Raw genomic sequence first — 23,157 nt, 5'->3', positions numbered from 1 at the left:
CTTTGATAAATATATTACTTTAAGAATTAAATAAATTAATCCTTAATGAATAATTATCAAGTATTGCATGATTCTAAATTTTAATAATTATTTTTAAAAACATCTATTAGTAATGAGAGTATGGCAGACGAACTTATCGACATATTAAATAGAAATGGAGAATTCACAGGCGAAGTTCAATTAAAATCTGAAGCGCATCGATTAGGCTTGTATCATGCAAGTGTTCATATCTGGTTTTATACTATAGATGGAAAAGTATTATTACAAAAACGAGCAAAAGATAAGGATACATACCCCAATCTTTGGGATATTTCTGTTGCAGGACATATAGCCAAAGGTGAATCTAAAGAAAACTCCGCTTTACGTGAAATTGAAGAAGAAATTGGCTTATCTATAAAAATAACAGATTTAGACTACATAGGAATCTATCTATCAGAAAAGCAACCAAAACCTGATCTGTTGGACAATGAATTTCACTATATATATCTATCCAAATTATCTCATCCTATAGACACACTTACCCTACAAGAAGAAGAAGTTGGTGAAATTAAACTAATACCAATTCAATTATTGAAAAATCATCTTAAAGATCTCATAATTATGAAAAATTATGTTCCTCATGATGCCGAATACTATAATTTCATTCTTAAAGAAATCACAAATCGATTCACATGATACCGACATTGTTATGAACTATCGTAAATTTAATTCCATACGTTTTATTATAGTATTTTTGTATTGAAATGAAATAAACTATAAGCAAAAACTATGACGTATTCAAATAAAGGAACCGTACAAGCACTAAATGTATTACTTGCAGACTATCATATGCATTATCAAAAGCTAAGAAATTTTCACTGGAATATTACCGGGCGCAATTTTTTCGAACTTCATGAAAAATTCGAGGAACTTTATGAAGATGCTAAATTGAAGATTGATGAAATTGCTGAAAGAATTTTAACTTTAAGAGCAAAGCCTATAAGTAATTATAGTTCATATCTTACGACTTCTTCCATAAAGGAAGCAGACACCAAATTAGTAGATCACGAAATGATCTCAGCTGTTCTTGAAGATCATGATATTATTCTGAAGCAATTAAAATCTGTTACAAAAGAAGCAGAAGATGCTGGTGATGATGGAACTCTCGACATTACTGGCACATATATTGGTGAACTAGAGAAAACAAACTGGATGTTAAACGCCTGGAATCAAAAAAACTAAAAATTTTGAAACTAAAAATCTTCTTTCTTTTATTGACTATATCTTTAACTGTTTGTTGTCAAAAAAAAAGCAACTCTGATCTGGTAACAATAAGTAATTTATCTAATTCCTTAAAGGAAATATCAGGTATTACGAAATTACCAAATGATATTAGCATTTACGCTATTAATGATTCTGGCAACAGCAATACTTTATTTCAATTAGATCAAAAAGGTGAGATTACCAAATCATTCAAAATTCCAAATAGCAAGAACAAGGATTGGGAAGATATTACGTATGACAATGAAGGCTCTATTTATATTGGTGATTTTGGTAATAATTATAATGACAGAAAAAACCTTGCTATATATAAAGTTTCAGGGATTCATTCTGATAGTTTAGAAACCTCCAAAATAAAATTTAGTTTAGAGGATCAAAAGAAGTTTCCTCCAGGAAAAAAGCATAGAAATTTTGATATAGAAGCTTTTATTTATAAAAATGGGAGCTTCTATTTATTCTCTAAAAATCGAAGTAAAAAATTTGATGGAGTAACAAAACTTTATAAAGTAGAAAACAAACCAGAGAAACAGATTGCTAAACTAATTACAACTTACAAAACTGGTAACGATCCTAATGATTGTTTTATTAGTGGAGCAGCTATTAATAACAAAGGAGATAAAATTGCTCTTCTCACTTATAACAAAGTATTCATCCTATCCGATTTTAAAGGTGATGATCTATTTAATGGTACTATCGAAAAGATAAAGCTTAATCACTTTTCTCAAAAAGAAGGTATCTGTTTTAAAAATGACTCCACCCTTTTGATTGTTGATGAAAAAAGGAAGAATACTAAAGGACGATTGTATGAATATCCTATCAATTAAAAATAATTATTTTGGTAAACTAAACCAATCCTCTTCTAGCATTGCAAATTCATAATTATCAGACCATCCAGTTTTAAGAGGCAATACCTTACGCTTATGACCTTCTCTGATCATTCCCACTTTTTCTAACACTCTAATAGAACCTATATTATCAATTGCGCATCCTGCTTCAATCCTATGCAGACCAACTTCCTTAAAACCAAATTTCAAAATCGCCTTAGCAGCTTCTGTAGCATATCCTTTACCCCAAAAATCCGGATGCAGTTTATACCAAATTGAGCCAATACTATATTTCGGATTTCCTATTTTTAGTGATATAAGTCCAATGAAACTATCATCCACAAGAGAGTTTAGAGAGAATACGAATTCTTTTCTCATTTGATAACTATCAATCCATTCATCCAGATATACCGAAGTAACTTCTGTATTAGTAGGAATCCCTAAAGCATTGTATTGATCCACTTCTGGAATTAACAATAGTTCATGAGTTTTAGATAAATCAGATAATGATACAATTTTAAGCTGTACTCTATTTGTTACTAATATTGGATTTTTCAAATGAATGATTATTTATAATGGATTATACAAGTACTCTTTTGATATTTCTAACCTACTGCAAAAATATTCGTAAAAGTTATTAACATTTACACACTTAAACTAAAGCTTTAACCTTTTGTCGACAAAAACAACAAATACCGTTAAAAGCAATTAATAATAAGTAGTACAAAACCTACTTTTTAACAATTCATAACATATATAAGATCGTTTTCAGTTGATTAAGAACATTTTATAGTTTTATTTATTGCTAAATTGGACAAGGAATTCGTTACAAAATGTAATACAAATTCTCATCTATTTAACCCCAAACACCTAATTTATATATGAAAGCCGCCCCAGCTTGTATATTGTTGATAACCTTTTTATCATCAAGTTTACTTTTTTCTCAAGAAAACATTTCAGTTAACAAAAACAAAATTGCAGAAAGCACGATACTTAAGTCTGTAAATCACGAAACCAAGCTTCCCAAAGAAAAACTAAATAGTTACACTAATACTTCGCAGCAATCTATTAGCAAAACTAAAAAAACTAATAGCAAAACAAAAGCTACGTTAGAAATGACTAAAACTATAGATACTTCTGTACCAAGAACTACTTTAGATTTTTTTTAAAATACTATTTTGTTTTGTGAACAAATTGATTGTTCCTTAACCGAGAAGCTCCTGATATTTTCGCATCTTATATTGGGAGCTTCTTTTTTTTAAAAACTTTAGAGTAGTTATCATAAATTACATTATTATCTCCTTCACATTTTAATTATCTATCAAACAATTCAATAATAAACTCTCCATTTCTGTAATATTATTACTAATAACCAATAAAACAATATAAACTATTGATTTACAAAACTGTAAGTTATTAACAAGATTCAATAATGATCATTATAATACTTTACAGGGAACATCAGTAATAGCAAGGTTTCAAAACCATAAAAAATAATTATAAACAATCAATAAACAATCCTAAATACTTAAAAAACAGATAAAAAACCAATTACATAAATTATTTATGTAAATTAGAAGGAAATAACCTACAAATATACTAACCCCAAAAACCATCTATATGATACAAAACTACATACCCCAATTACTTGTTATGCTATTCTTGTCAAATTTTTTAATTGCTCAAACTAATGTGGATAATCAGTTGTCTACTCTTATTACTTCTGATCTTACATTGACAAAAAACACGACATACATCGTACCTAAAAACATTGAATTATCCAATGGAGCAATTTTAAATATAGAAGAAGGTGTTATACTAAAAAGCTTAAATCATACTAGAGTTACCATTATTATTAATGGTGGTTCTAAAATAGTAGCTTATGGTTCTTATGATAACCCCATAAAAGCTACTACAGCACTAATAACAAAAGAACAACCAATAATCGTAATGCAATCTTCTCAGATACAAAATAAAAGCGCTATTGAAACAAACTATTTTTATTACAAAACAATAGAAAATCCAACTTTGCTAATTAGCAATGCACCTAAGGTTAATACTATTGCTAGTAGCATGGATACTGATTTTTAGAAAAAACTATTCTTATAGCTCCTTAAAAACATATTACATCTTTTTAAGGAGTTTTTTATTCTAAAAACTTACCCCTAATCCAAAAGTAAATCTTAAACCATCATCACTACTGAATAAATTGAATTGACCAGCAATCGCATCTACAGCATTGATCCAAAATCCTCCTCCTATAGAATCGTGCCAAATGTTAGCATCTTCTCCGTCAAACCATACTCTACCGACATCATATCCACCATAAATCCCTAGTTGCAATGGTAATAAACCTGTTTTGAATTTATTAAAACTATACCTAAGATCTCCACTAAAGGCTAGTGCTTTATCACCCGTAAAACGTTCTTCTCTAAACCCTCTTAAGCTGTTAATTCCACCTAATGTAGCTGCTTGGTAAAATTCAAAACCATCACCAATTATAAACTCTCCTTGCACATCTGTTTTTAAGACCAATTTTCGGTCTTTTGTAATTGCATTATAGAATCCAAGTTTTGGATTTATGTAACCAAAAGTTCTGTCGGTATCATCTAAATTCATTTTAGAACCACCTTGCAGTTTAAACAACATACCTCTGGTAGGATTTGCACTAACATCAAAGCTCTTATATTCATAATCCAGATCTATTCCGGCAAAAAACTTTCTTTCAAAAAACTCTGGATCAGAAATAACAAAACCAAGTCCGGAAGTAATAAATCTGCCTTGTGAATCCTGAACTTCTACTCCTTCATAAGATCCAGTTATAGAAAATCCATTTCCATACCTTCCTTTTTTAGCAACACCAATATCTAGAGACCAAATTCCTGTTTTCACCCGATTATAATCTAATTCAAGAATATCATCAAGATTGACTGTATTGTTTCCAAAACCAAAAAAGTTCTGCGCAAAATTCTCACTTGTATACTTACCTCCAACTTGCAGGTTCCAATTACCCACAGCATTTACAAACTCTCCTTTATAGGATATATCATAGCCTTCTGTCGCAAAGTAATAAGCTGCTTTGATGGTATGCTTACTTTGGTATGGACTATTATTAAATCCTCTTACCGTGTATACATCTGTAAGATTTATATTAAATCCATCATCTGGATTAAATCCAACCAATGGTGTTAGTGTATTTGTCTTATCTATATACTTATTGTAGTCATAGGTATTATGATTATAGTTATTACTAAAAATAAACTTGGCTCCGCCTTTTTTCTTAATAGTATTCGGTTTTGATTTATGATCATACACTCTTATTTGTCTTCCGTTTTCTATAGTATATACATCGTTGTTTTGTCCACCAACTATTCTAGTGCAAATAGGATTACTACCTTTTCCGGTAACGATAAATTGATCATCATCATCCAGTCCATAAATCCATATTTCTTGGGTTTCTTTAGAAGACATAGTTCTTTCATAAAATGGTTTTTGAGGGTTCCCTTTTTTTAATCTAGAAATTTTCACAGTTGTTTGATTATCCTTTCTTATGATTTCAAAAAGATCATCTTTATCTGTTCCTCTTATAGTTACCTGTTTAGAAAGGTATTTATAATATCGCCCCGCTATATCCTCTACATCATCTCTTCTTTTTCTAAGGTATTTCTTGATTCTTTCTACTGTCTCATCTTGTAATTCTGAAGGTAAATTCTTGAATGCTTTGTCAATAGATTCATCACTAAGGTTTTCTTTAATATACTTAGCCTGTTCTAACCAAATCTCTTTACTGGAGCTTTGCGCAAATGTTCTGTCCAATCGTATTCCAGCTTCATTAATCCATCTAATATTTTTTAATTTCTCGTCATATACCTGAAACTTTCTTGTTATCGGAACGATAAACTTTATAACATCAAGCAGTCCTCCATCATAATTAGAAAATACCTGATCACGATCCTTAGGTATGGGTCTATACATCTTCCCTTGATCTGTATCAAAACGGGACCACCTCCACTGATCAGAATGCCTATCCCAATCTCCTAAAATCATATCAAATAGTCTGGTTCTAATATAATGAGGCTCATCCATCTGATACTCTTCGTCTTTTCTAAGATTTTTAAGCAAATCATCTGTTCCTTCAATATCATCTGACTTTCCAAAAGAAACCACATCTTTATGTTCTTTACCTGGGCGTTCTTCCAGAAAATACATTTCATCACCAAAGTCTTTATTATACTTCCCTAAAGCTGGATGTTTAGGAATGTAATACACTTTTGAGTTGGCATGATACACATCAATTGCATCTGCTAACCCACCTACTACTAAAAAAGCATATGGATAACTAGAAGTGTAGAAATCTGCAAGTAATTCTTCTGTAAATGTATCATCGAAGCCATTTTCTAAATAAGTGTCTACAAATACACCCTTTTGCAAAAACTGTGTAACACTCTTTCTCATAGCTCTCAAGCTATATCGTTTCCCATCTTTATCTATCAACCGTAAAGACCTAGTTACCTGACCTCCTCCTCTTCTGTCGATAGTGAATCCTCCCATTAAAGTATCTAATGTAGCGACAGGGATTTTGATATCGGTGCTATATACTTTTCTATAGTGATCTCCCCATAAAGATTGATAAAAATTAGATTTTTTAGTCTCTTCTCTGCTATATATTGATGCTGAAACTTCTGTGTCAAAAGAATTATCTAAACTACCACTATCATATACTTCTGGTTGTTTATGAACATCTGTTTGATATACTAACTTTGCTTTTCCGTTTTCATTACCATAGAAGCGTACATTAGATGACCCATCAGTATATACATCCAATATAGCAAAGCCTTGATTGGGATATGAGAACAATCCATCTTTCCCTAAGGAAGCTGCAGAAATTTTGGCTCCAGATCCAGAAACTATTTGTTTTAATCCATCGCTATCGATGTACTGCAATGAGTGTTCGTGTCCCGAAGCAAAAATAACTCTTTCACTATCTCTTGCAAAAGTTGACAATCTTCTCATCAACTGATTATAACTTTCATTATATCGATCTTGTGGAGATACTCCTCCTTGTGATCTAATTTGTGTCACAAGCGATCCCAAAACCGGTAAAGGTATTTTCTTTTTAGAAGGAAATATATGACTCTTAAAATTATATTTTCCACCATGAGGTCCATTTGTAAACATCGGATGATGCATTACCACTAAAACGGTCTTACCATTATGTTTTTTAAGTTCTCCGGCTACCTCATTTAGGAACTTATCTCTAGTTTTAATTTCGCAATTATCATTAATTGTTGGGTTTTTGTTCCAATCAGCGAGATACCATTGTGTATCCAGAATAATAAGTTGAATCTGATCACTTACTTCTATACTTTCTATAGGACATCCTTTTGATGGTAAAAAAGAATTTTTATTATCTAATTTTTTTCTTACATATTTTTCTTGCCTCTTTAAACCTTTTACTCCGTCATTATACCAATCATGATTTCCTGGGATAAAAATCACTTCTCCTTCAAACGAATCCGAGGCATTAATCTGAGCATCAATTCGATGTTCTGACAAAGCTCTTTCTGGAGAATCTTTATCAGGCATTCCCTTTTGATAAATATTATCCCCAAGATATATCAAATAATCATCCGCAGTCTTTTCTTTTTTCAGCACTTGTTTCAATGCATCTAATCCTGGAGTACTTTCATTTATATTAGCATTTCCAGCATCTCCAATGAGATAAAAACTTTTTTCTATCTCTTTATCTGGTAATTTTTGAGAAAAATTTTCGTCTAAGTATTGAGGTGTGTAAGTAGCACATGAGTTTAATAATAATATAGCGATTACTAAGAACGATAGGATATTTTTATTCATAAAGGAGTACATTCACTTTTTTTTAATTATTTTGGTTACTGAAAAATTATAATATGGACGCGCTAGTAGAAAAAACTGACAATTATGTTTCTGAACTTTTTACAAAAAAGCTCCCCGAAACCTGTATATACCATAATTACACTCATACCAAAAGAGTATTTAAAAGTACAAAAGAAATTATTGACAACACTGATATTTCTGAAGAAGATAAAGATGTATTATTGTTGACAGCCTTACTTCATGACACTGGTTACTCAGAAAGTCTTGATAATCACGAGGAACATAGTGTTCGTATTTCTAAAAACTTTTTAAAAGATCAAGGTATTTCTGAGGATATCATACATAAAGTTTCTTCATTAATAATGGCTACCAAAATGGAACATAAGCCAACTAACCTATTAGAAAAAATCATTAGAGATGCTGATGCATCACATTTGGCAAAAGGTTATTTTAAAGAAACTAGTGAATTCTTAAGACAGGAATTTGAATTAAACAACAAAGAAAATTACAGTACGAGTGATTGGTTAAAAATTAATATTGATTTCTTAAAGAACAAACACGAGTATTATACAGAATATGCAATTAACAATTGGCAACCTAGAAAAGAAGAACACCTTTTGGAAATATTAAATGAGCAGGCAGCTTTAAAGAAGAAAAAGAAAAAACAAAAGCTTAAGAAATTGGTGAAAGAGGAAAGCCCAGAAAAAGGGATTCAGACATTATTTAGAGTTACACTTAGAAATCATCTAAAACTAAGTGATATCGCTGATACTAAAGCCAATATTCTGTTATCTGTAAATGCTATTATTATATCCTTAGCATTATCTAATTTAATTCCTAAACTAGATAACCCTTCTAATCAATATTTGATTTACCCAACATTAATCTTTATTGTTTTTAGTATCGTATCCATGTTACTATCGGTCCTAGCAACAAGACCTAATGTCACAGGAGGTGAATTCACTCGTAAAGAAATCGAGGAGAAAAAAGTTAATCTATTATTCTTTGGTAATTTTCATAAGATGCCCCTTGACGAATATAAATGGGCCATGCACGAACTTATGGATGATAAAGAATATATTTATGATACGATGATAAAAGATTTATACTTTTTGGGTAAAGTTCTTCATAGAAAATATAAAATACTACGTATTACCTACACAGTTTTTATGATTGGCTTTATTACTTCTTCTATTTCTTTTGTAATAGCATTTAACACCTTACAGTAAAAGAAATTACTTATTGATTTCTTTCATTAGATCATCATAGGTATAATATTCTTGATCTTCTTTATTTTTATTATAAAGAATATTTACTCTCAAAGCCTTAAGACCTGTAACTCCCTGAAGATCATCTAATTCCACTATCTCAACTTCATCTTCGAGGTATTTTTTGGATTGTAAGAAATTGATGTATTTTATATATTCCATCTCGTCAGAACGTTGAGAATATACTACCACTAATTTTCCTTTCTCTGTAATACGTTGATCAGTTCCTTTTATGTTTGCCTTATCTACTCTTTTCTTTACGACCTCATATCTTGCATTATAAGTACCATCAACATCAAAACGTTTTTCATCCATTCTAAATCTTACCGATAATGAAGCATTAAATACTAGTACCATAGAAGCTACATCCAAAGGAACTGGAAGATCTTTCTTTAGCTGGTAATATTCATTCTCCATTTCACACATTACCTGTAATTGCCACAACCTTAAATTATACAAGTATATTTTATTAAAGCTATTCTGCTTGGTAATGGATTCACCTATATACATATTGTGTTCTACACCATCCGTTTTGAATCTTTCAAAATAATGAGGATACATTTTTTGAGCCTCCTCTTGCTTCTTATCCAGCAAAGCTGCCATCTTTTTATTAATCAACATCACCGATTCATCATAGGCTTTGCGATGCTTATACAATGTTTTACTGCTCTTATCTAATGAGTTATTATATTGATTAATCAAGCCCTCTAATGCTACATTGGTTCCACTTAAATGTTTAAAAAGTGGTTTAATTTCTCTCTTGATAAAATCCAAAATCCTTTGTTCACTATCGACTTGCAAGTGATCAGACACTAAACTTATATAATTATTGATTCTAAACTTAATTTCATCATAAATAGGTAAAGAATCTATTTCTATTACTTTATTAATAACTTTAGCAATGGCTTTTAGCTGAAGTACTAAATCTCTCTGCACAGAATTATTTCGTGCATTAGATGAACCTTTGATATCTATTTGTCCAAATAATGGATATACATCTTCAAAAACTACTTCTCTAAAAGAAACTGGATTTTCCTCCACCTTAGCACGCAGAAAACGTTTTGCTTCTTGTCTAAATTTCCAATATACACTAGGATGAATAGAAGTACATTCTTCCTGAATCACCAATTCTAATTCATCTTCAGCTTTTGCTTTAGATCGTAATACAGAATCTACCAAATAGGGCATTATATCCTGTAATTTATTAGCGTTAATACTATTCAACTCCTGAATATTTGGAGAAACTATTTCTAACACCCCTAATAACTTACCTTCATTTTCTATAGGAGCAATTATTGCACTTTTTATATTCTGTTTAACCAGATTAGCATACATAAGCTCTTCTGGATAAGTTTTAAACATTTTTTCCGTATTTGAAATCGCAAAAGGTTCGGATTTTTCAAACATAGAATGATAGGTGCCTTTACACAATGCCGTTTCACAACAATCAGAATACTCTTTATGTAAAATATAACTATCAATGGTTTTAAACGGAACTCTTTCTAATACACGTTCTTCTTCATTATAATTAGAAAAACCGACTTTAATTTCCGGGAGATTAAATACTCCTCTGAATATATCCTGAAAACTACCAATGAAATCCCCTTTCTTTTTATCGTATTTTAATAGACTGGTCTTAAATTCGGACAATGCAAAATCTGTTGTTACGTCAAAAAGATTTGCGATTACTATACCCTTAAAAATCCAACTACTGGGTGGAAACTTTTCTTTCCAGATTGCTACATTATCAAAATTATCTATCAAAATTGCAACATCTTCTTCTGTAATATCTCTTGCTTGATCAGTTTTGATCACCTCGATAAAATCGCCATTGTACAAAATTCTGTAATGGCGCATGATACCAGAAGCATCCGGAATATCATAGAAAAATGGTCTTCTAAAATCAATCTTATATCCATAATATTGACTTAGAATTATACTACATCCCATGATAAAATAATGATCTTCATCCAGGTTTTTAATCTGAGGTTCAAAATCAAAACCAGCTGCATCAATAATGTTTTTATATCGCTGAGTAGACTTTACAACCGTGTTATTAAAAGGAATTGTAGCTATTTTTATTTCGTTTTTCTGTAAAATTTGTGAAAAAGAATCTTCTAAAACTAACTCTATCTGTGGTAATAACTCCTGAACTCTTTCCTCTGTCTTAATTCCTTCCTCTAATTCAGGAAATTCTGAAGCGATTTTCAAAACACTTTCTGCACGATCACGCAGCAATTTATTATCGCTATTCAAAAACTCTCTATATTGATCAAAAAACAAAGAGAAGCTTATCCTTATATCTAATGGAAAATCGTGCTCCAACACCTTCATAACTGGTTTATTTATGGTAGTTCAACAAAAATAATACATTCTACGCTGGTTAAGTTAATATTAACAATTTATTAAATTAAGAAGCGCTATATCTTTACTAGATTTCATTCCATAATCATATACTTATGACGAATGATTTTACCTTAATACGTATGAAAATCATAAATTTGGACACAAATCCAAAGAAATAAGGTTATTAATTAGACGTTTATATCATAGTATTTGTTACATACGTATCTAATTAAATATATAAAACTATGTTGATTTCCTGAATTTTAACAATTACTTATATTTAAAAGTTAATTATTGGGGTTTAAAGGTCATATTATCTATTTTTACGGATCAAAAAAAAAGAATAATGAAAAAAATAGTACTGCTTGCACTCATATTGCTATCCGCTGCATGCGAAAAAGAAGAAAAGGGATATTCAATTTCTGCAGAAACAGAAGGATTTGAGGATGGAGTTACGGTATATGTGAATGCAATAAATCAGTCAAACCGACCTACAATTATTGATTCTACAACAATTCAACAAGGTAAATTTAAGATATCATTACCTGCAGTAGAAGACAATGACTTTAACTATTTAACTTTCAAAGCAATTCCTCAAAATGTATTGTTTTTAGCTGAAAACAATCCAATCAGAATGACTATTTATAAAGATAGTTTGCGATCATCAATAGTAAAGGGTGGTTCTGAAAACCAACTATTTTTTACCTATTTGAAAAAAATGAATGCTTTTGGAAAAGAAAGACAAGAGCTTAGCAACCAATATCAAATAGCTTCTAAATTAAAAGAAACGGAAAAAGCATCAAAATTATCAACTCAATTACAAGAGTTACGCGCAAACGAAAATAATTTCCGTAAAGAAATTGCCGAAAACAATCCAAACTCTTTGGTAGCTGTAATGGCACTTACAGATCTTTTGAATCTTAAAGCTGTTCCTGCTAAACAGGTGAAGAAAATATATGTAACTATAGAGGACACTTTAAAAACATCACGATTAGGTAAAAACTTAGATCGATTGATTACTGCATCCATCGGCAAAATAGATATAGGTAGCGAAGCTGAAGATTTTTCCGCTCCTAATCCAGAAGGTCAGATGGTTTCATTAAAAGAATCCATGGGTAAAATTACTATTATTGATTTTTGGGCATCTTGGTGCAAACCTTGTAGAGCAGAAAACCCAAATGTAGTGAGAGTTTATAATAAGTATCATGACAAAGGCCTCAATATTATAGGTGTTTCTTTAGATAGAAATAAAGATCATTGGACAAAAGCAATCAACCAGGACAATTTAGAATGGAATCATGTATCACATTTAAAATTCTGGCAAGATCCAATTGCAAAAGCATATGGTGTACGATCAATTCCAGCCACTTTTATATTGGATGAAAAAGGAAATGTGATTGCCAAAAACTTAAGAGGCCCAGCATTAGAAAGTAAAATCTCAGAATTATTAGGAGAAAAAACTCTGTAGACTCTTCAAAAAACAATATTCAAAACGATCTGATATTCCATCAGGTCGTTTTTTTATGCCTATAACTTACCTAATCGTTGCATCACAAACAAAATAATAATAGGAATAGCTAACAGACCAATCATTAATAGATTCTCTTTAAACAAATAAGGAGCAAGAATCAATGTCATTATATAACCTCCAGCTGCTCCTCCAAAATGTGCATCGTGTCCAATATTACCGGTTCTACTTTTCATTCCATAAATAGAATATAGTAAGTAACCAATACCAAAAATGTAAGCGGGAATTGGAATTGGAATTAACATAAGATACAAGCTCATATTGGGTTGAAACAATATCGCAGAAAAGATGATTCCAGAAACAGCACCACTTGCACCTACAGCGCTATAATGATACTCATCTTTATGAAAGAAAAGCGAAAACAAATTCCCAACAAAAAGGCTTCCAAAATAAACCGCGAGAAACTTAACATTACCTAACGAATTAAGCACCACAGGTGCAAAAAAATACAGCGTAAACATGTTAAAGAATAGATGCATCATATCTACATGTAAAAACCCAGAAGCCAACATACGCAACTGTTCTCCTCTACGAATTCCTCCTATATTAAACTTATAGCGTTCGAAAAAAGAAAAATCATTTAATCCTTTTAATGAAACCAGAACATTAGCCAGTATGATAACAATTACAACAATATCAAGATTTAGCATATACGATTTTTTGTCGTTCAAATATAGTATATATTTTAACCTAAAGAATAGCGTTTTATTTGAAATAAGATCAATTTAGATTTTATTAATGATAAGCCAAAATAGATTATCTTTAGCCGCTTAAATAGAATTCAATGCAATTAGTAATTTATAGCCTTGTATATCCATTACTTTGGATAATATCAAAATTACCTTGGCGATTATTTTATCTGTTCTCAACTTGTACATATATACTTGTATACCATATAATTAGATACAGAAGAAAAACAGTAACAGAAAATCTAAACTTAGCTTTTCCTGATAAAGATGTAAAAGAAATAAATCGAATACGTAAAGCTTCTTATAAGCATATGTGCGACATGTTTCTGGAGATGATCAGATCTTTATCCATCAGTGAAGAAGATATCATAAAGCGTTTTCACGTTACTAACCTAGATGCCTTGGTAACATTAGAGAAGAAAAACAAAAGCATTATTACTATGATGGGGCATTATAATAGTTATGAATGGACTAATTCAATAGATTTAATAAGTAAATATAGATGTGTAGGAATCTATAAGCCTGTAAAAAATAAATATTTTGATCAATTGGTTCACCGTATCCGAGGAAGATTTAATTCTAGGCTAATACCTAGTGCCAAAGTTTTTAGGGAAATGACAATGGATCAAAGAAAGGAAAATCCTGAATTAAGTCTATATGGTTTAATTTCTGATCAATCGCCCAAGCTTAATAATGCTACATTTTGGACAGATTTCATGGATATAAAAGTTCCTGCTTTCGTTGGTGGAGAAGTGCTATCCAGAAGACTTGGGCTTAGCATATTTTATCTTCACGTAGAAAAGATCAAAAGAGGCTATTATGAAGCTACCTTAGTACCTATCTCAGAAGATCCGAAAAATGAAGATGAGTATGCAATAACGAAAAAATTCACAAAACTTCTAGAAGCTCAGATCAGAAGTAAACCAGAAAACTATTTGTGGACTCATAAGAGATGGAAACATCGTAATGCAGAACCTCCAAAAGGCGCAATAATCGACTAGGTTTTTCATATTTTTAAGATTATCCTAAGATTCTTAGCATCAAATAATTTTATATTTGTATGCTTAAATTAACGTAATGCAATTATTGGTTTATCGCCTGGTATATCCCGTTTTATGGATTATATCAAAATTACCCTGGCGTTTATTTTATTTATTTTCTACCTGTGTTTACATTTTCATATATCATATTATTAGATATAGACGAAAATCAGTAACGGAAAATCTTATTCTCATATTTCCCGAAAAACCTAAACAAGAGATTCATAAAACCCGAAAAGCTTTCTACAAACATATGTGCGATATGTTCTTAGAAATGATTAAGTCTATTTCAATTAGTGACAAAGATCTTTTAGAGCGATTTAAAATCACTAATATCGAAACTCTAAAAAATTTAGAAGCAAAAAACAAAAGCATTATCGTTTTGATGTCTCATTATGCCAGCTATGAATGGTCTACTGTAACGCAATTATTAATTGATTACCCAACAGTAGGAGTTTATAAACAAATAAAAAACAAATACTTTGATCAACTTGTACATCAAATTCGTCAACGATATGATGCCAGACTTATTGCTAGTTACAATGCTATGAAAGAGATCACTCGAGACAAGGTTAATGGTAAACTTTGTTCTTATGCTTTTTTATCTGATCAATCACCTAGTATTGAAAAAGCTACCTATTGGACAGATTTCATGGGTATAAAGGTTCCTACGCACGTTGGAGGAGCTGTGTTAGCTAAAAGATTAGATATGTCTGTAGTTTATTTACACGTAGAAAAAGTAAAAAGAGGCTATTACCAGGCGAAGTTTATTCCAATTACAGAAAATGCAAAAAACTGTGAGGATTACTATATCGTAAAAACATACTTACGAATGTTAGAAGAACAAATTTATAAAGCACCAGAATATTATCTATGGACGCATAAGCGATGGAAACATCGAAATGCGGAAATCCCAAAAGAAGCAATTATCGATTAACAAAACACTCCGGACACTTATTATATCAAGATTTTAATGTGTAATAAATTTTCGATGTTTGTTATTACTCCTTACAATTTTATCCAATCACCTTAGTCATACTAATAAAATTATAAAAATTCAGATTTAGCACTAATGGTATTAAATCAATTTAAGACACTCTTCCAGATCATTTATTAGATCATCTTTATGCTCCAAACCAACTGATATCCTAATATTACTAGTAGAAATTCCTAAACCAGTAAATTGCTCTTCGTCAAGTTCTTTTAGGTAACTTATTGCAGGAACATACACTAAACTTTCATGACCTCCCCAACCGACGCCTTTTTGGAAAACTTCTAAACTATTAAAGAATAATTTTATTTTTGCCAGTTCTGTGGTTTTCAATTGAAATGCTAATAAACCTCCATAACCACTCATCTGTTTTTGCCCTAATTCATATTGAGGAAAACTTGGCAATCCTGGATAAGTTACATTAGCAATTTTGGGATGGGTTTCTAAAAAATTTGCAACAGCTAATGCGTTAGATTCATGTCTCTCTAATCGCATAGGTAATGTCCTAAGACTACGCATTAACAGCCAAGCTTCCATAGGAGCAGTTTTAAACCCCATCATTTCATATTCATTAAGGAAAATTTCGTTAAGATCCTTCTCTTTTCCTATGACAACACCTCCAATTAAGTCACTATGCCCTCCAAAATACTTAGAACAAGAGTGAATCTCTAAATCAATACCCATTTCTAATGGTTTTTGAAAAATTGGAGTAGCCCAAGTATTATCAATTATAGTTTTAATCCCTCGTTTTTTAGCTAATTGAGCTACAGCATTAATATCCTGTAAAGAAAAAACAACAGAGGAAGGGCTTTCCAAATATATTAATTTTGTGTTATCCTGAATAGCATTTTCAAAATCTTCAATCCGTTCTCCAGAAACAAAAGTAGTTTCTACATTCATCTTTTTAGACAAATACTTTTTTAAGAACTTACTGGCCGGTCCGTATAGGTTTTTAATTGCGATTACATGATCATTAGGTTCTAAAAAATGAAGGCAAGATGCAGATATAGCGGCCATACCAGAGGGAAATAATTGTGCTTTTTCTCCTCCAGCCATTTTTGCTATTTTTTTTTCTACAACATTAACCGTTGGGTTCTTTCCTCTAGAATATATATAATTCTCCATTCTATCATCAAAAGCAGCATCTATAGACTCCCAATTCTCAAAAGTAAATAAGGAGTTTTGGAATATGGGTGGTACTACTGCTCCGTGGTATGCTCCACGTTCTTCTCCGTGGTGTGCTAGAATTGTTTCTAATTTTTGTTTATCCCTCATAATGAATTATCAGTTTTATAACAGAGCAATAGCCTATTCAGTTTTATTTTCTTCTTTTTTATTCTTTTTTTCATAAAAACAACCTACTCCCAAAATTGCAAGGAGTGGTGCAATTATCAAGTTAATCAATGACAATAATTGCCAATGCCAATAATCTTCAAAAGCCACCCCTAGGGTTGTAGACATAAACAAGGTAGTTGCTGTCCACGGAACAACACTCTCTAACATTGTCCCGTAATCCTCAATGGATCTGGAAAGTACACTTCTGGATATTCCAAATTCGTCATATCTCCGTTTAAAGGCATCCCCAATAATAAAACTTGTGGCGCTCTGATTAGAAGTGAAAGAATTTGTAAATGCCGTAGAAAATAAAGAAGATAGTATTATTGCAGATTTTGTTTTAGTAAAAGAAAAAACTCTATTCACGATTTTTGACATAGCATCCGTAACATCTATAGTTCCAATAAAGGTAAGCACCATCAATGTAAAAACAATTACTTCATTAAGTTCAAAAAGCCCTCCTCTATTAAATAATTTATGTACTTCTTCTGGCACTTCAGCAACCCATGGGGCCATACTTATATTAAAACCACTTTTTAATGTTATCATAATATCTTCTATTCCAAACTTCTGAAATATAAAAGCCAAAACACAAGCAGTAATAGATGAGGCTAATAAAACAGGTAATGTATCTTTTTTTCTTAAAGAACCATATAGTACAATAACCGGAGGAATAAGAAGAAATACATTGAAGTTAAACATGGATTCAATAGTAGTTAGCGTATTTTCAATTTGTACACCATTTACATCTGAACTCAGCGGTGGCTGTATAAATCCCATGCAAAAAAAAACCACAGCAGCAATCAAAGCGGAAGGTAGCGTAGTATACATCATAGACCTGATATGATCATATAAATCTATATCAACAGCCATAGCGGCTAAGTTAGTGGTATCGGATAAGGGCGACATCTTATCTCCGAAAAAAGCACCTCCAATAATAGCTCCTGCAGTAATTCCTAAATTTGCATCAACTGAAGACGCTACTCCTATAATTACAGCTCCTATGGTACCAACTGACCCCCATGAGGTCCCCGTCATAGTAGAAAATATAATTGGGACAATAAATGCAAGAATATACATATAATTGGGGTTAATTAATTTAATCCCATAATATATCAGCATCGGTATTGTTCCACTAATGATCCAGGTACCAATTATAATCCCAATGGCAAATAATATAAGTACAGCAGGAAAACCTTTAGCTAATTTATTGACAATCGCTTTTTGTATAGTCCGCCATTTAAAACCTAAAAAGATTAAATGAGCAGAAGAAAACACAGTGGCTAAAAGAAAAACGATTTCTAATGGAAAAGCTGGTTTATTTAAAAGCTTAGGTTGGATAATTAATCCATAAATGATCAATACGGTTAGGAAAAGTATAGGGAGTAAAAAATGAATAAAAGATATCTTTTTTCCCGTTGATGGATTCATATAATTTTTTTAGTAGATCAAAAAAAGAACTCTAGTCTTCGCTTTTCTTTTAACACCAAGCAATATATTAAATACTCACCTATATTTATCATAAAAAAATATTCCTGATAAATAAGTAATAATATAGATCAAAATAGTATTAGATAGATCTTATTAATTATACTATAATTTTGAATAACATCATATTATAAACCTAAAAAACACTTCTCTAAAAACCCATCAGGTTTTCAAACCTGATGGTATATTGTTTTTCGTTTCTAAATTAAATTCCAGCAATCTTTTTTAATGTGGCAATCGTATCATTAGCCAATTGATCCGCTTTTTCTTGACTTAATGCTTCTGTATAAATTCTAATGATAGGTTCCGTATTACTTTTTCTAAGATGAACCCAACAATCGCTAAAATCAACTTTTACACCATCCACAGTACTTACCTCTTCTGAGATATGCTTATTATGAAATCCTTTTAGAATTTCATCTACGTTTAGTGTTGGAGTTAACTGTACCTTGTTCTTACTCATAAAATAAGATGGATAACTATTTCGTAACTCACTTACACTACATTTCTTTTCTGCTAAATGAGTTAAAAATAGTGCTACACCTACTAAAGAATCTCTTCCATAATGTGACTCAGGATAAATAATCCCTCCATTTCCTTCTCCACCGATCACAGCTTTATTAGCTTTCATTTTAGACACAACATTTACCTCTCCTACTGCACTAGCTTCATAAGTACCATTATGTTTTTCAGTAACATCTCTTAAAGCTCTACTAGATGACAAATTAGAAACTGTATTTCCAGGTGTTTTACCAAGAACAAAATCAGCACAAGCAACTAACGTATATTCTTCTCCAAACATTTCACCATCTTCACTCATAAAAGCCAATCGATCCACATCTGGATCAACAGTTAGTCCAAAATCTGCTTTTTCCTTCACTACTAGTTCAGATAAATCAGTTAAGTGTTCTTTAAGAGGTTCTGGATTATGAGGAAAATGGCCATTCGGTTCGCAATATAACTCTACCACATCCACTCCCATTTTATTAAGTAATCTAGGAATTGCAATTCCACCTGTAGAATTAACTGCATCTACCACAACTTTAAAACCAGCTTCTCTAACAATTTCAACATTTACTAAAGAAAGGTTTAATACTTCTTCAATATGTTTATCAATGTATGTATCATTTGCTGTAATCGACCCTAAATCATCAACCTCTGCAAAACTATAATCATCGTTCTCAGCAATATCTAAGATCTTTTTACCATTTTCTGCATTCAGAAACTCACCCTTACCATCCAATAGCTTCAGTGCATTCCATTGCTTTGGATTATGACTAGCTGTTAGTATAATTCCTCCATCTGCTTTTTCCATAGGAACTGCTATTTCTACTGTAGGTGTAGTTGATAATCCCAAATCCACAACGTGTATACCTAGCCCTACCAATCCATTCATTACTAATTGCTGAATCATAGCCCCAGAAATACGAGCATCTCTACCTACGACTACTGTCGGATGTTCTTTACTTGTCTCTGTTTTTAACCAGCTACCATAAGCTGATGCGAATTTCACAGCATCAATAGGAGTAAGATTATCCCCTACTTTTCCGCCAATAGTTCCTCGAATACCCGAAATTGATTTGATTAATGTCATATACTGATTGATTATTTTTTTTGTTTTAACAAATGTACGTGCTATCTGTGATTACCGCAACTCTGTAATTAAAGTTTATATAAAAACGATAACAACTTTCTAAAATATTGTAAATTCACCTAATGAATTTTTTAGCCCATATTTACCTTTCTGGAGATGACCAAGAGCTTCAAATAGGCAATTTTATTGCAGATTCCGTTAAAGGAAAAAAGTTTATTCAATTTCCCGAACGAATCCAACAAGGCATTACATTACATCGCAAGATTGACTCGTATACGGATAGTCACCCTATAGTTAGAGAAAGTGTTTCAAGGTTATTTCCTAAATATGGACACTATAGTACTGTAATTGTAGACATACTATACGATCATTATCTGGCCGCTTTTTGGGATGAATATTCTAAGATTCCATTAGATATATATGTTTCTGATTTCTATGACCTACTCCAGGAATATTACGAAGTCTTACCGAAACGTGTTCAAGATTTCTTGCCCTATATGTTGCGTGATAATTGGTTACTTAGTTACGCCACTATACCTGGTATTGGCAGAATACTTTATCAGATGAATCATAGAACAAAGAACAGGTCAAAAATGAACTTTGCCGTCGTTGAACTAGAACAATATTATAATGATTTCGAAAGGGAGTTTCGCTCTTTTTTTGAAGAACTTGAATTGTTTACAAAAAACGAAATGCGAATTTTATGAGAATTCTTTACCTTTTTTTAGTAATAATCTGTACATTTTCTTGCAAGAAAACGAATAGCAACTATGTTATAACAAATATTTGCAAGGAACAAATTACAATAACATCTAAAAACGGATATACCAAAAATTATTATACTAATTCTATTAATACAGAAAGTATTGGTCACTATAAAGAAGGAATACGACAAGGGTTCTGGAAATTCTTTTACAGAAATGGAAATATAAAAGCAGAAGGACATTATGAAGTAGGTAAAAAACAAGGTTACTGGAAAGAATATCACAAAAATGGCAATATAAAATCTGAAGGTCACATAAATGATTGCAAACCCTCTGGATATTGGAAATTTTACGATAAAAAAAACAACCTCATCAAAGAAACGAATTACTAATTAAATGTTGATTACTATGCGATTGCTTTACCTTTTACTTCTTATTTCAATTATCTCCTGCAAAACAAACCCTGAAAAACCTATAGATATTGAGACTAAACCTGAGCCAGTTTTAGGAGTAGTCGAAAAAAACGCTATGGTTGTTTCTGCTCGCGAAGAAGCTTCTAAAATAGGAAGAGATATTCTAAAAAAAGGTGGAAATGTGTTTGATGCGATGGTAGCTACAGAAATGGCACTCGCCGTTTCGTACCCCTATGCTGGTAATCTAGGCGGTGGCGGTTTTATGGTATACAGAAAAGCTAATGGAGAAACGGGAGCGATTGACTATCGCGAAAAAGCTCCTTTAGCAGCATTTAAGGATATGTATTTAGATAAAAATGGAGATCCAATACCAGAAAAAAGTCAATTAGGATCCATGGCAGTTGGAGTACCTGGAACCATTGCTGGTATATTTGAAGTACATCAAAAGTTTGGAACATTATCTATAAAGGAATTGTTAACTCCTGTTGTTCAGCTAGCTGAGAATGGTTATGTAATTACAGAAAAGCAAGAAAAAAGATTACAGCATTTTAAAGAACTCTTTATAGAAACTAATAACGACACCATACTATATGCCAAAACGTATAAAGCACTCGATACAATAAAAAATCCAATGCTCGCCGCCACTCTTAATAGAATTATAAAAAATGGACGAGATGAGTTTTACAAAGGAGAAACTGGTCAAAAAATAGTAGACTATATACAATCTAAAGGTGGTGTTATCACCATGGAAGATCTAAATAAGTATGAAGCTAAGTGGCGTGACCCTGTCCAATTCACATACAAAAACCTTAATGTTATATCCATGTCTCCACCTTCTAGTGGAGGTGTATGTCTGGCACAAATCATGAAAATGATAGAACCTTACGACCTCAGTACTTATGGACATAATACTTTGAAGTCGATTCAAATAATAACCGAAGCAGAACGAAGAGCTTATGCCGATAGGAGTTTTTATCTGGGTGATCCTGATTTTGTGAAAATCCCAATAGACACATTAATAAGTGATGCTTATCTATCTGGAAGAATGAATGATTTTAATCTTGAAAAAGCTACGTTATCCTCTGATCTTAGCTATGGAAGTATTCCTGGCTATGAAAGTAGTGAAACTACCCACTACTCTATTATTGATCAATTCGGGAATGCCATTTCTGTAACCACAACCTTAAATGGTGCCTATGGTTCCAAGCTTTATGTTCCTGAATTAGGATTCTTTTTAAACAATGAAATGGATGATTTTAGCGCTAAACCAGGTACTCCTAATATGTTTGGTTTACTTGGTGCTGAAGCTAATGCAATTGCTCCTGAGAAAAGAATGTTAAGTTCGATGACTCCAACTCTTGTAGAAAAAGATGGCGAATTATGGATGTCCGTTGGAACTCCTGGAGGATCCACAATTATTACATCTGTCTTACAAACCATATTAAATGTAAAAGAATACGAAATGACTATGCAAGATGCTGTAAATGCTCCACGTTTTCACCATCAATGGTTACCAGATGTTGTTATTTTTGAACCAGATTCATTCGATAAAAATGTATTGGATAGCCTAAAATTAAAAGGCTATAAAACCAATGAAGAAGAAACCAGAGTTATTGGTAAAGTCGATGGTATTCTTGTGTTACCTGATGGTAGTCTAGAAGGAGGTGCCGATAAACGTGGTGATGATACTGCTATTGGGTTTTAAAAATGAACTTATGATAGGAACTTAATGACTTAATTATTTGAAACTAAAACATATTCTTAAATTATTACTTCTCTAATTCTAATTTTTATAATTATGGAGACCAAAAATTACTTGTT

19 protein-coding genes are annotated in these 23,157 nt (G+C 31.6%); 12 read left to right on the top strand and 7 right to left on the bottom strand.

The features are described from left to right. Window positions 1–120 precede the first annotated feature (120 nt). From Q0975_RS24295 to Q0975_RS24285, 3 genes are all read left to right on the top strand, one after another. Window positions 121–675 carry an NUDIX domain-containing protein gene (locus tag Q0975_RS24295; protein WP_299442048.1) on the top strand — a complete coding sequence of 185 codons (555 nt, stop codon included), beginning with the start codon at window positions 121–123 and terminating at the stop codon, window positions 673–675. Between the two features lie 93 nt (window positions 676–768). After that, a complete protein-coding gene (locus Q0975_RS24290; RefSeq protein WP_299442045.1) occupies window positions 769–1,221 on the top strand; it encodes a DNA starvation/stationary phase protection protein in 453 nt (150 codons plus the stop codon). A 5-nt stretch (window positions 1,222–1,226) separates the two neighbouring features. Further along, complete coding sequence (locus Q0975_RS24285) at window positions 1,227–2,084, top strand: hypothetical protein (RefSeq protein ID WP_299442042.1); 858 nt, start codon at window positions 1,227–1,229, stop codon at window positions 2,082–2,084. Between the two features lie 6 nt (window positions 2,085–2,090). Here the strand turns inward: Q0975_RS24285 and Q0975_RS24280 are convergent, their stop codons facing one another. Further along, complete coding sequence (locus Q0975_RS24280; protein WP_299442039.1) at window positions 2,091–2,642, bottom strand: GNAT family protein; 552 nt, start codon at window positions 2,640–2,642, stop codon at window positions 2,091–2,093. 323 nt (window positions 2,643–2,965) lie between these two features. On the opposite strand from Q0975_RS24280, the gene Q0975_RS24275 reads away from it, so the two are divergent. After that, window positions 2,966–3,253 (top strand): hypothetical protein, encoded by a 288-nt coding sequence (locus Q0975_RS24275; RefSeq protein ID WP_299442037.1) that lies wholly within the window; start codon window positions 2,966–2,968, stop codon window positions 3,251–3,253. Between the two features lie 451 nt (window positions 3,254–3,704). Beyond that, window positions 3,705–4,175 (top strand): hypothetical protein, encoded by a 471-nt coding sequence (locus Q0975_RS24270; protein ID WP_299442035.1) that lies wholly within the window; start codon window positions 3,705–3,707, stop codon window positions 4,173–4,175. A 60-nt stretch (window positions 4,176–4,235) separates the two neighbouring features. On the opposite strand, the gene Q0975_RS24265 is transcribed toward Q0975_RS24270, so the two are convergent. Continuing rightward, window positions 4,236–7,940 carry a metallophosphoesterase gene (locus Q0975_RS24265; RefSeq protein ID WP_299442032.1) on the bottom strand — a complete coding sequence of 1,235 codons (3,705 nt, stop codon included), beginning with the start codon at window positions 7,938–7,940 and terminating at the stop codon, window positions 4,236–4,238. A 53-nt stretch (window positions 7,941–7,993) separates the two neighbouring features. Here Q0975_RS24265 and Q0975_RS24260 point away from each other — a divergent pair, with 53 nt between their 5' ends. Continuing rightward, window positions 7,994–9,169: a Pycsar system effector family protein gene (locus Q0975_RS24260; RefSeq protein ID WP_299442029.1), complete on the top strand. Its 1,176-nt coding sequence runs from the start codon at window positions 7,994–7,996 to the stop codon at window positions 9,167–9,169. A gap of 6 nt (window positions 9,170–9,175) precedes the next feature. On the opposite strand, the gene Q0975_RS24255 is transcribed toward Q0975_RS24260, so the two are convergent. Continuing rightward, window positions 9,176–11,542 carry a GAF domain-containing protein gene (locus tag Q0975_RS24255; RefSeq protein WP_299442026.1) on the bottom strand — a complete coding sequence of 789 codons (2,367 nt, stop codon included), beginning with the start codon at window positions 11,540–11,542 and terminating at the stop codon, window positions 9,176–9,178. A 358-nt stretch (window positions 11,543–11,900) separates the two neighbouring features. On the opposite strand from Q0975_RS24255, the gene Q0975_RS24250 reads away from it, so the two are divergent. Then, a complete protein-coding gene (locus Q0975_RS24250; protein WP_299442023.1) occupies window positions 11,901–13,022 on the top strand; it encodes a TlpA disulfide reductase family protein in 1,122 nt (373 codons plus the stop codon). A 59-nt stretch (window positions 13,023–13,081) separates the two neighbouring features. On the opposite strand, the gene Q0975_RS24245 is transcribed toward Q0975_RS24250, so the two are convergent. Beyond that, complete coding sequence (locus Q0975_RS24245) at window positions 13,082–13,732, bottom strand: rhomboid family intramembrane serine protease (protein WP_299442020.1); 651 nt, start codon at window positions 13,730–13,732, stop codon at window positions 13,082–13,084. 134 nt (window positions 13,733–13,866) lie between these two features. On the opposite strand from Q0975_RS24245, the gene Q0975_RS24240 reads away from it, so the two are divergent. Beyond that, window positions 13,867–14,772 (top strand): lysophospholipid acyltransferase family protein, encoded by a 906-nt coding sequence (locus Q0975_RS24240; RefSeq protein WP_299442017.1) that lies wholly within the window; start codon window positions 13,867–13,869, stop codon window positions 14,770–14,772. Between the two features lie 76 nt (window positions 14,773–14,848). After that, the gene (locus tag Q0975_RS24235; RefSeq protein ID WP_299442014.1) at window positions 14,849–15,748 is read left to right on the top strand and encodes a lysophospholipid acyltransferase family protein; all 900 of its coding nucleotides are present in this window, start codon (window positions 14,849–14,851) and stop codon (window positions 15,746–15,748) included. Between the two features lie 141 nt (window positions 15,749–15,889). Here Q0975_RS24235 and Q0975_RS24230 read toward each other — a convergent pair whose 3' ends face one another. The 3 genes from Q0975_RS24230 to glmM form a co-directional block, all read right to left on the bottom strand. Next, window positions 15,890–17,077, bottom strand: a complete 1,188-nt coding sequence (locus tag Q0975_RS24230) for a PLP-dependent aspartate aminotransferase family protein (RefSeq protein WP_299442011.1) — start codon at window positions 17,075–17,077, stop codon at window positions 15,890–15,892. 33 nt (window positions 17,078–17,110) lie between these two features. After that, window positions 17,111–18,568 carry a Na+/H+ antiporter NhaC gene (gene nhaC / locus Q0975_RS24225; protein ID WP_299442008.1) on the bottom strand — a complete coding sequence of 486 codons (1,458 nt, stop codon included), beginning with the start codon at window positions 18,566–18,568 and terminating at the stop codon, window positions 17,111–17,113. 262 nt (window positions 18,569–18,830) lie between these two features. Beyond that, a complete protein-coding gene (gene glmM / locus Q0975_RS24220) occupies window positions 18,831–20,219 on the bottom strand; it encodes a phosphoglucosamine mutase (RefSeq protein WP_299442005.1) in 1,389 nt (462 codons plus the stop codon). Window positions 20,220–20,341: 122 nt separating this feature from the next. On the opposite strand from glmM, the gene Q0975_RS24215 reads away from it, so the two are divergent. The 3 genes from Q0975_RS24215 to ggt are packed head-to-tail and all read left to right on the top strand — an operon-like array spanning window position 20,342 to window position 23,041. Further along, window positions 20,342–20,926, top strand: a complete 585-nt coding sequence (locus Q0975_RS24215) for an acyl carrier protein phosphodiesterase (protein WP_299442002.1) — start codon at window positions 20,342–20,344, stop codon at window positions 20,924–20,926. Then, window positions 20,923–21,315: a hypothetical protein gene (locus Q0975_RS24210; protein WP_299441999.1), complete on the top strand. Its 393-nt coding sequence runs from the start codon at window positions 20,923–20,925 to the stop codon at window positions 21,313–21,315. The genes Q0975_RS24215 and Q0975_RS24210 overlap by 4 nt, the downstream gene beginning before the upstream one ends. 16 nt (window positions 21,316–21,331) lie before the next feature. Continuing rightward, window positions 21,332–23,041 carry a gamma-glutamyltransferase gene (gene ggt, locus Q0975_RS24205; RefSeq protein WP_299441996.1) on the top strand — a complete coding sequence of 570 codons (1,710 nt, stop codon included), beginning with the start codon at window positions 21,332–21,334 and terminating at the stop codon, window positions 23,039–23,041. Window positions 23,042–23,157 lie beyond the last annotated feature (116 nt).

Source organism: uncultured Aquimarina sp. (assembly GCF_947500065.1).
Lineage (GTDB): Bacteria > Bacteroidota > Bacteroidia > Flavobacteriales > Flavobacteriaceae > Aquimarina.
This window is presented reverse-complemented; position numbering and strand designations above follow the sequence as displayed.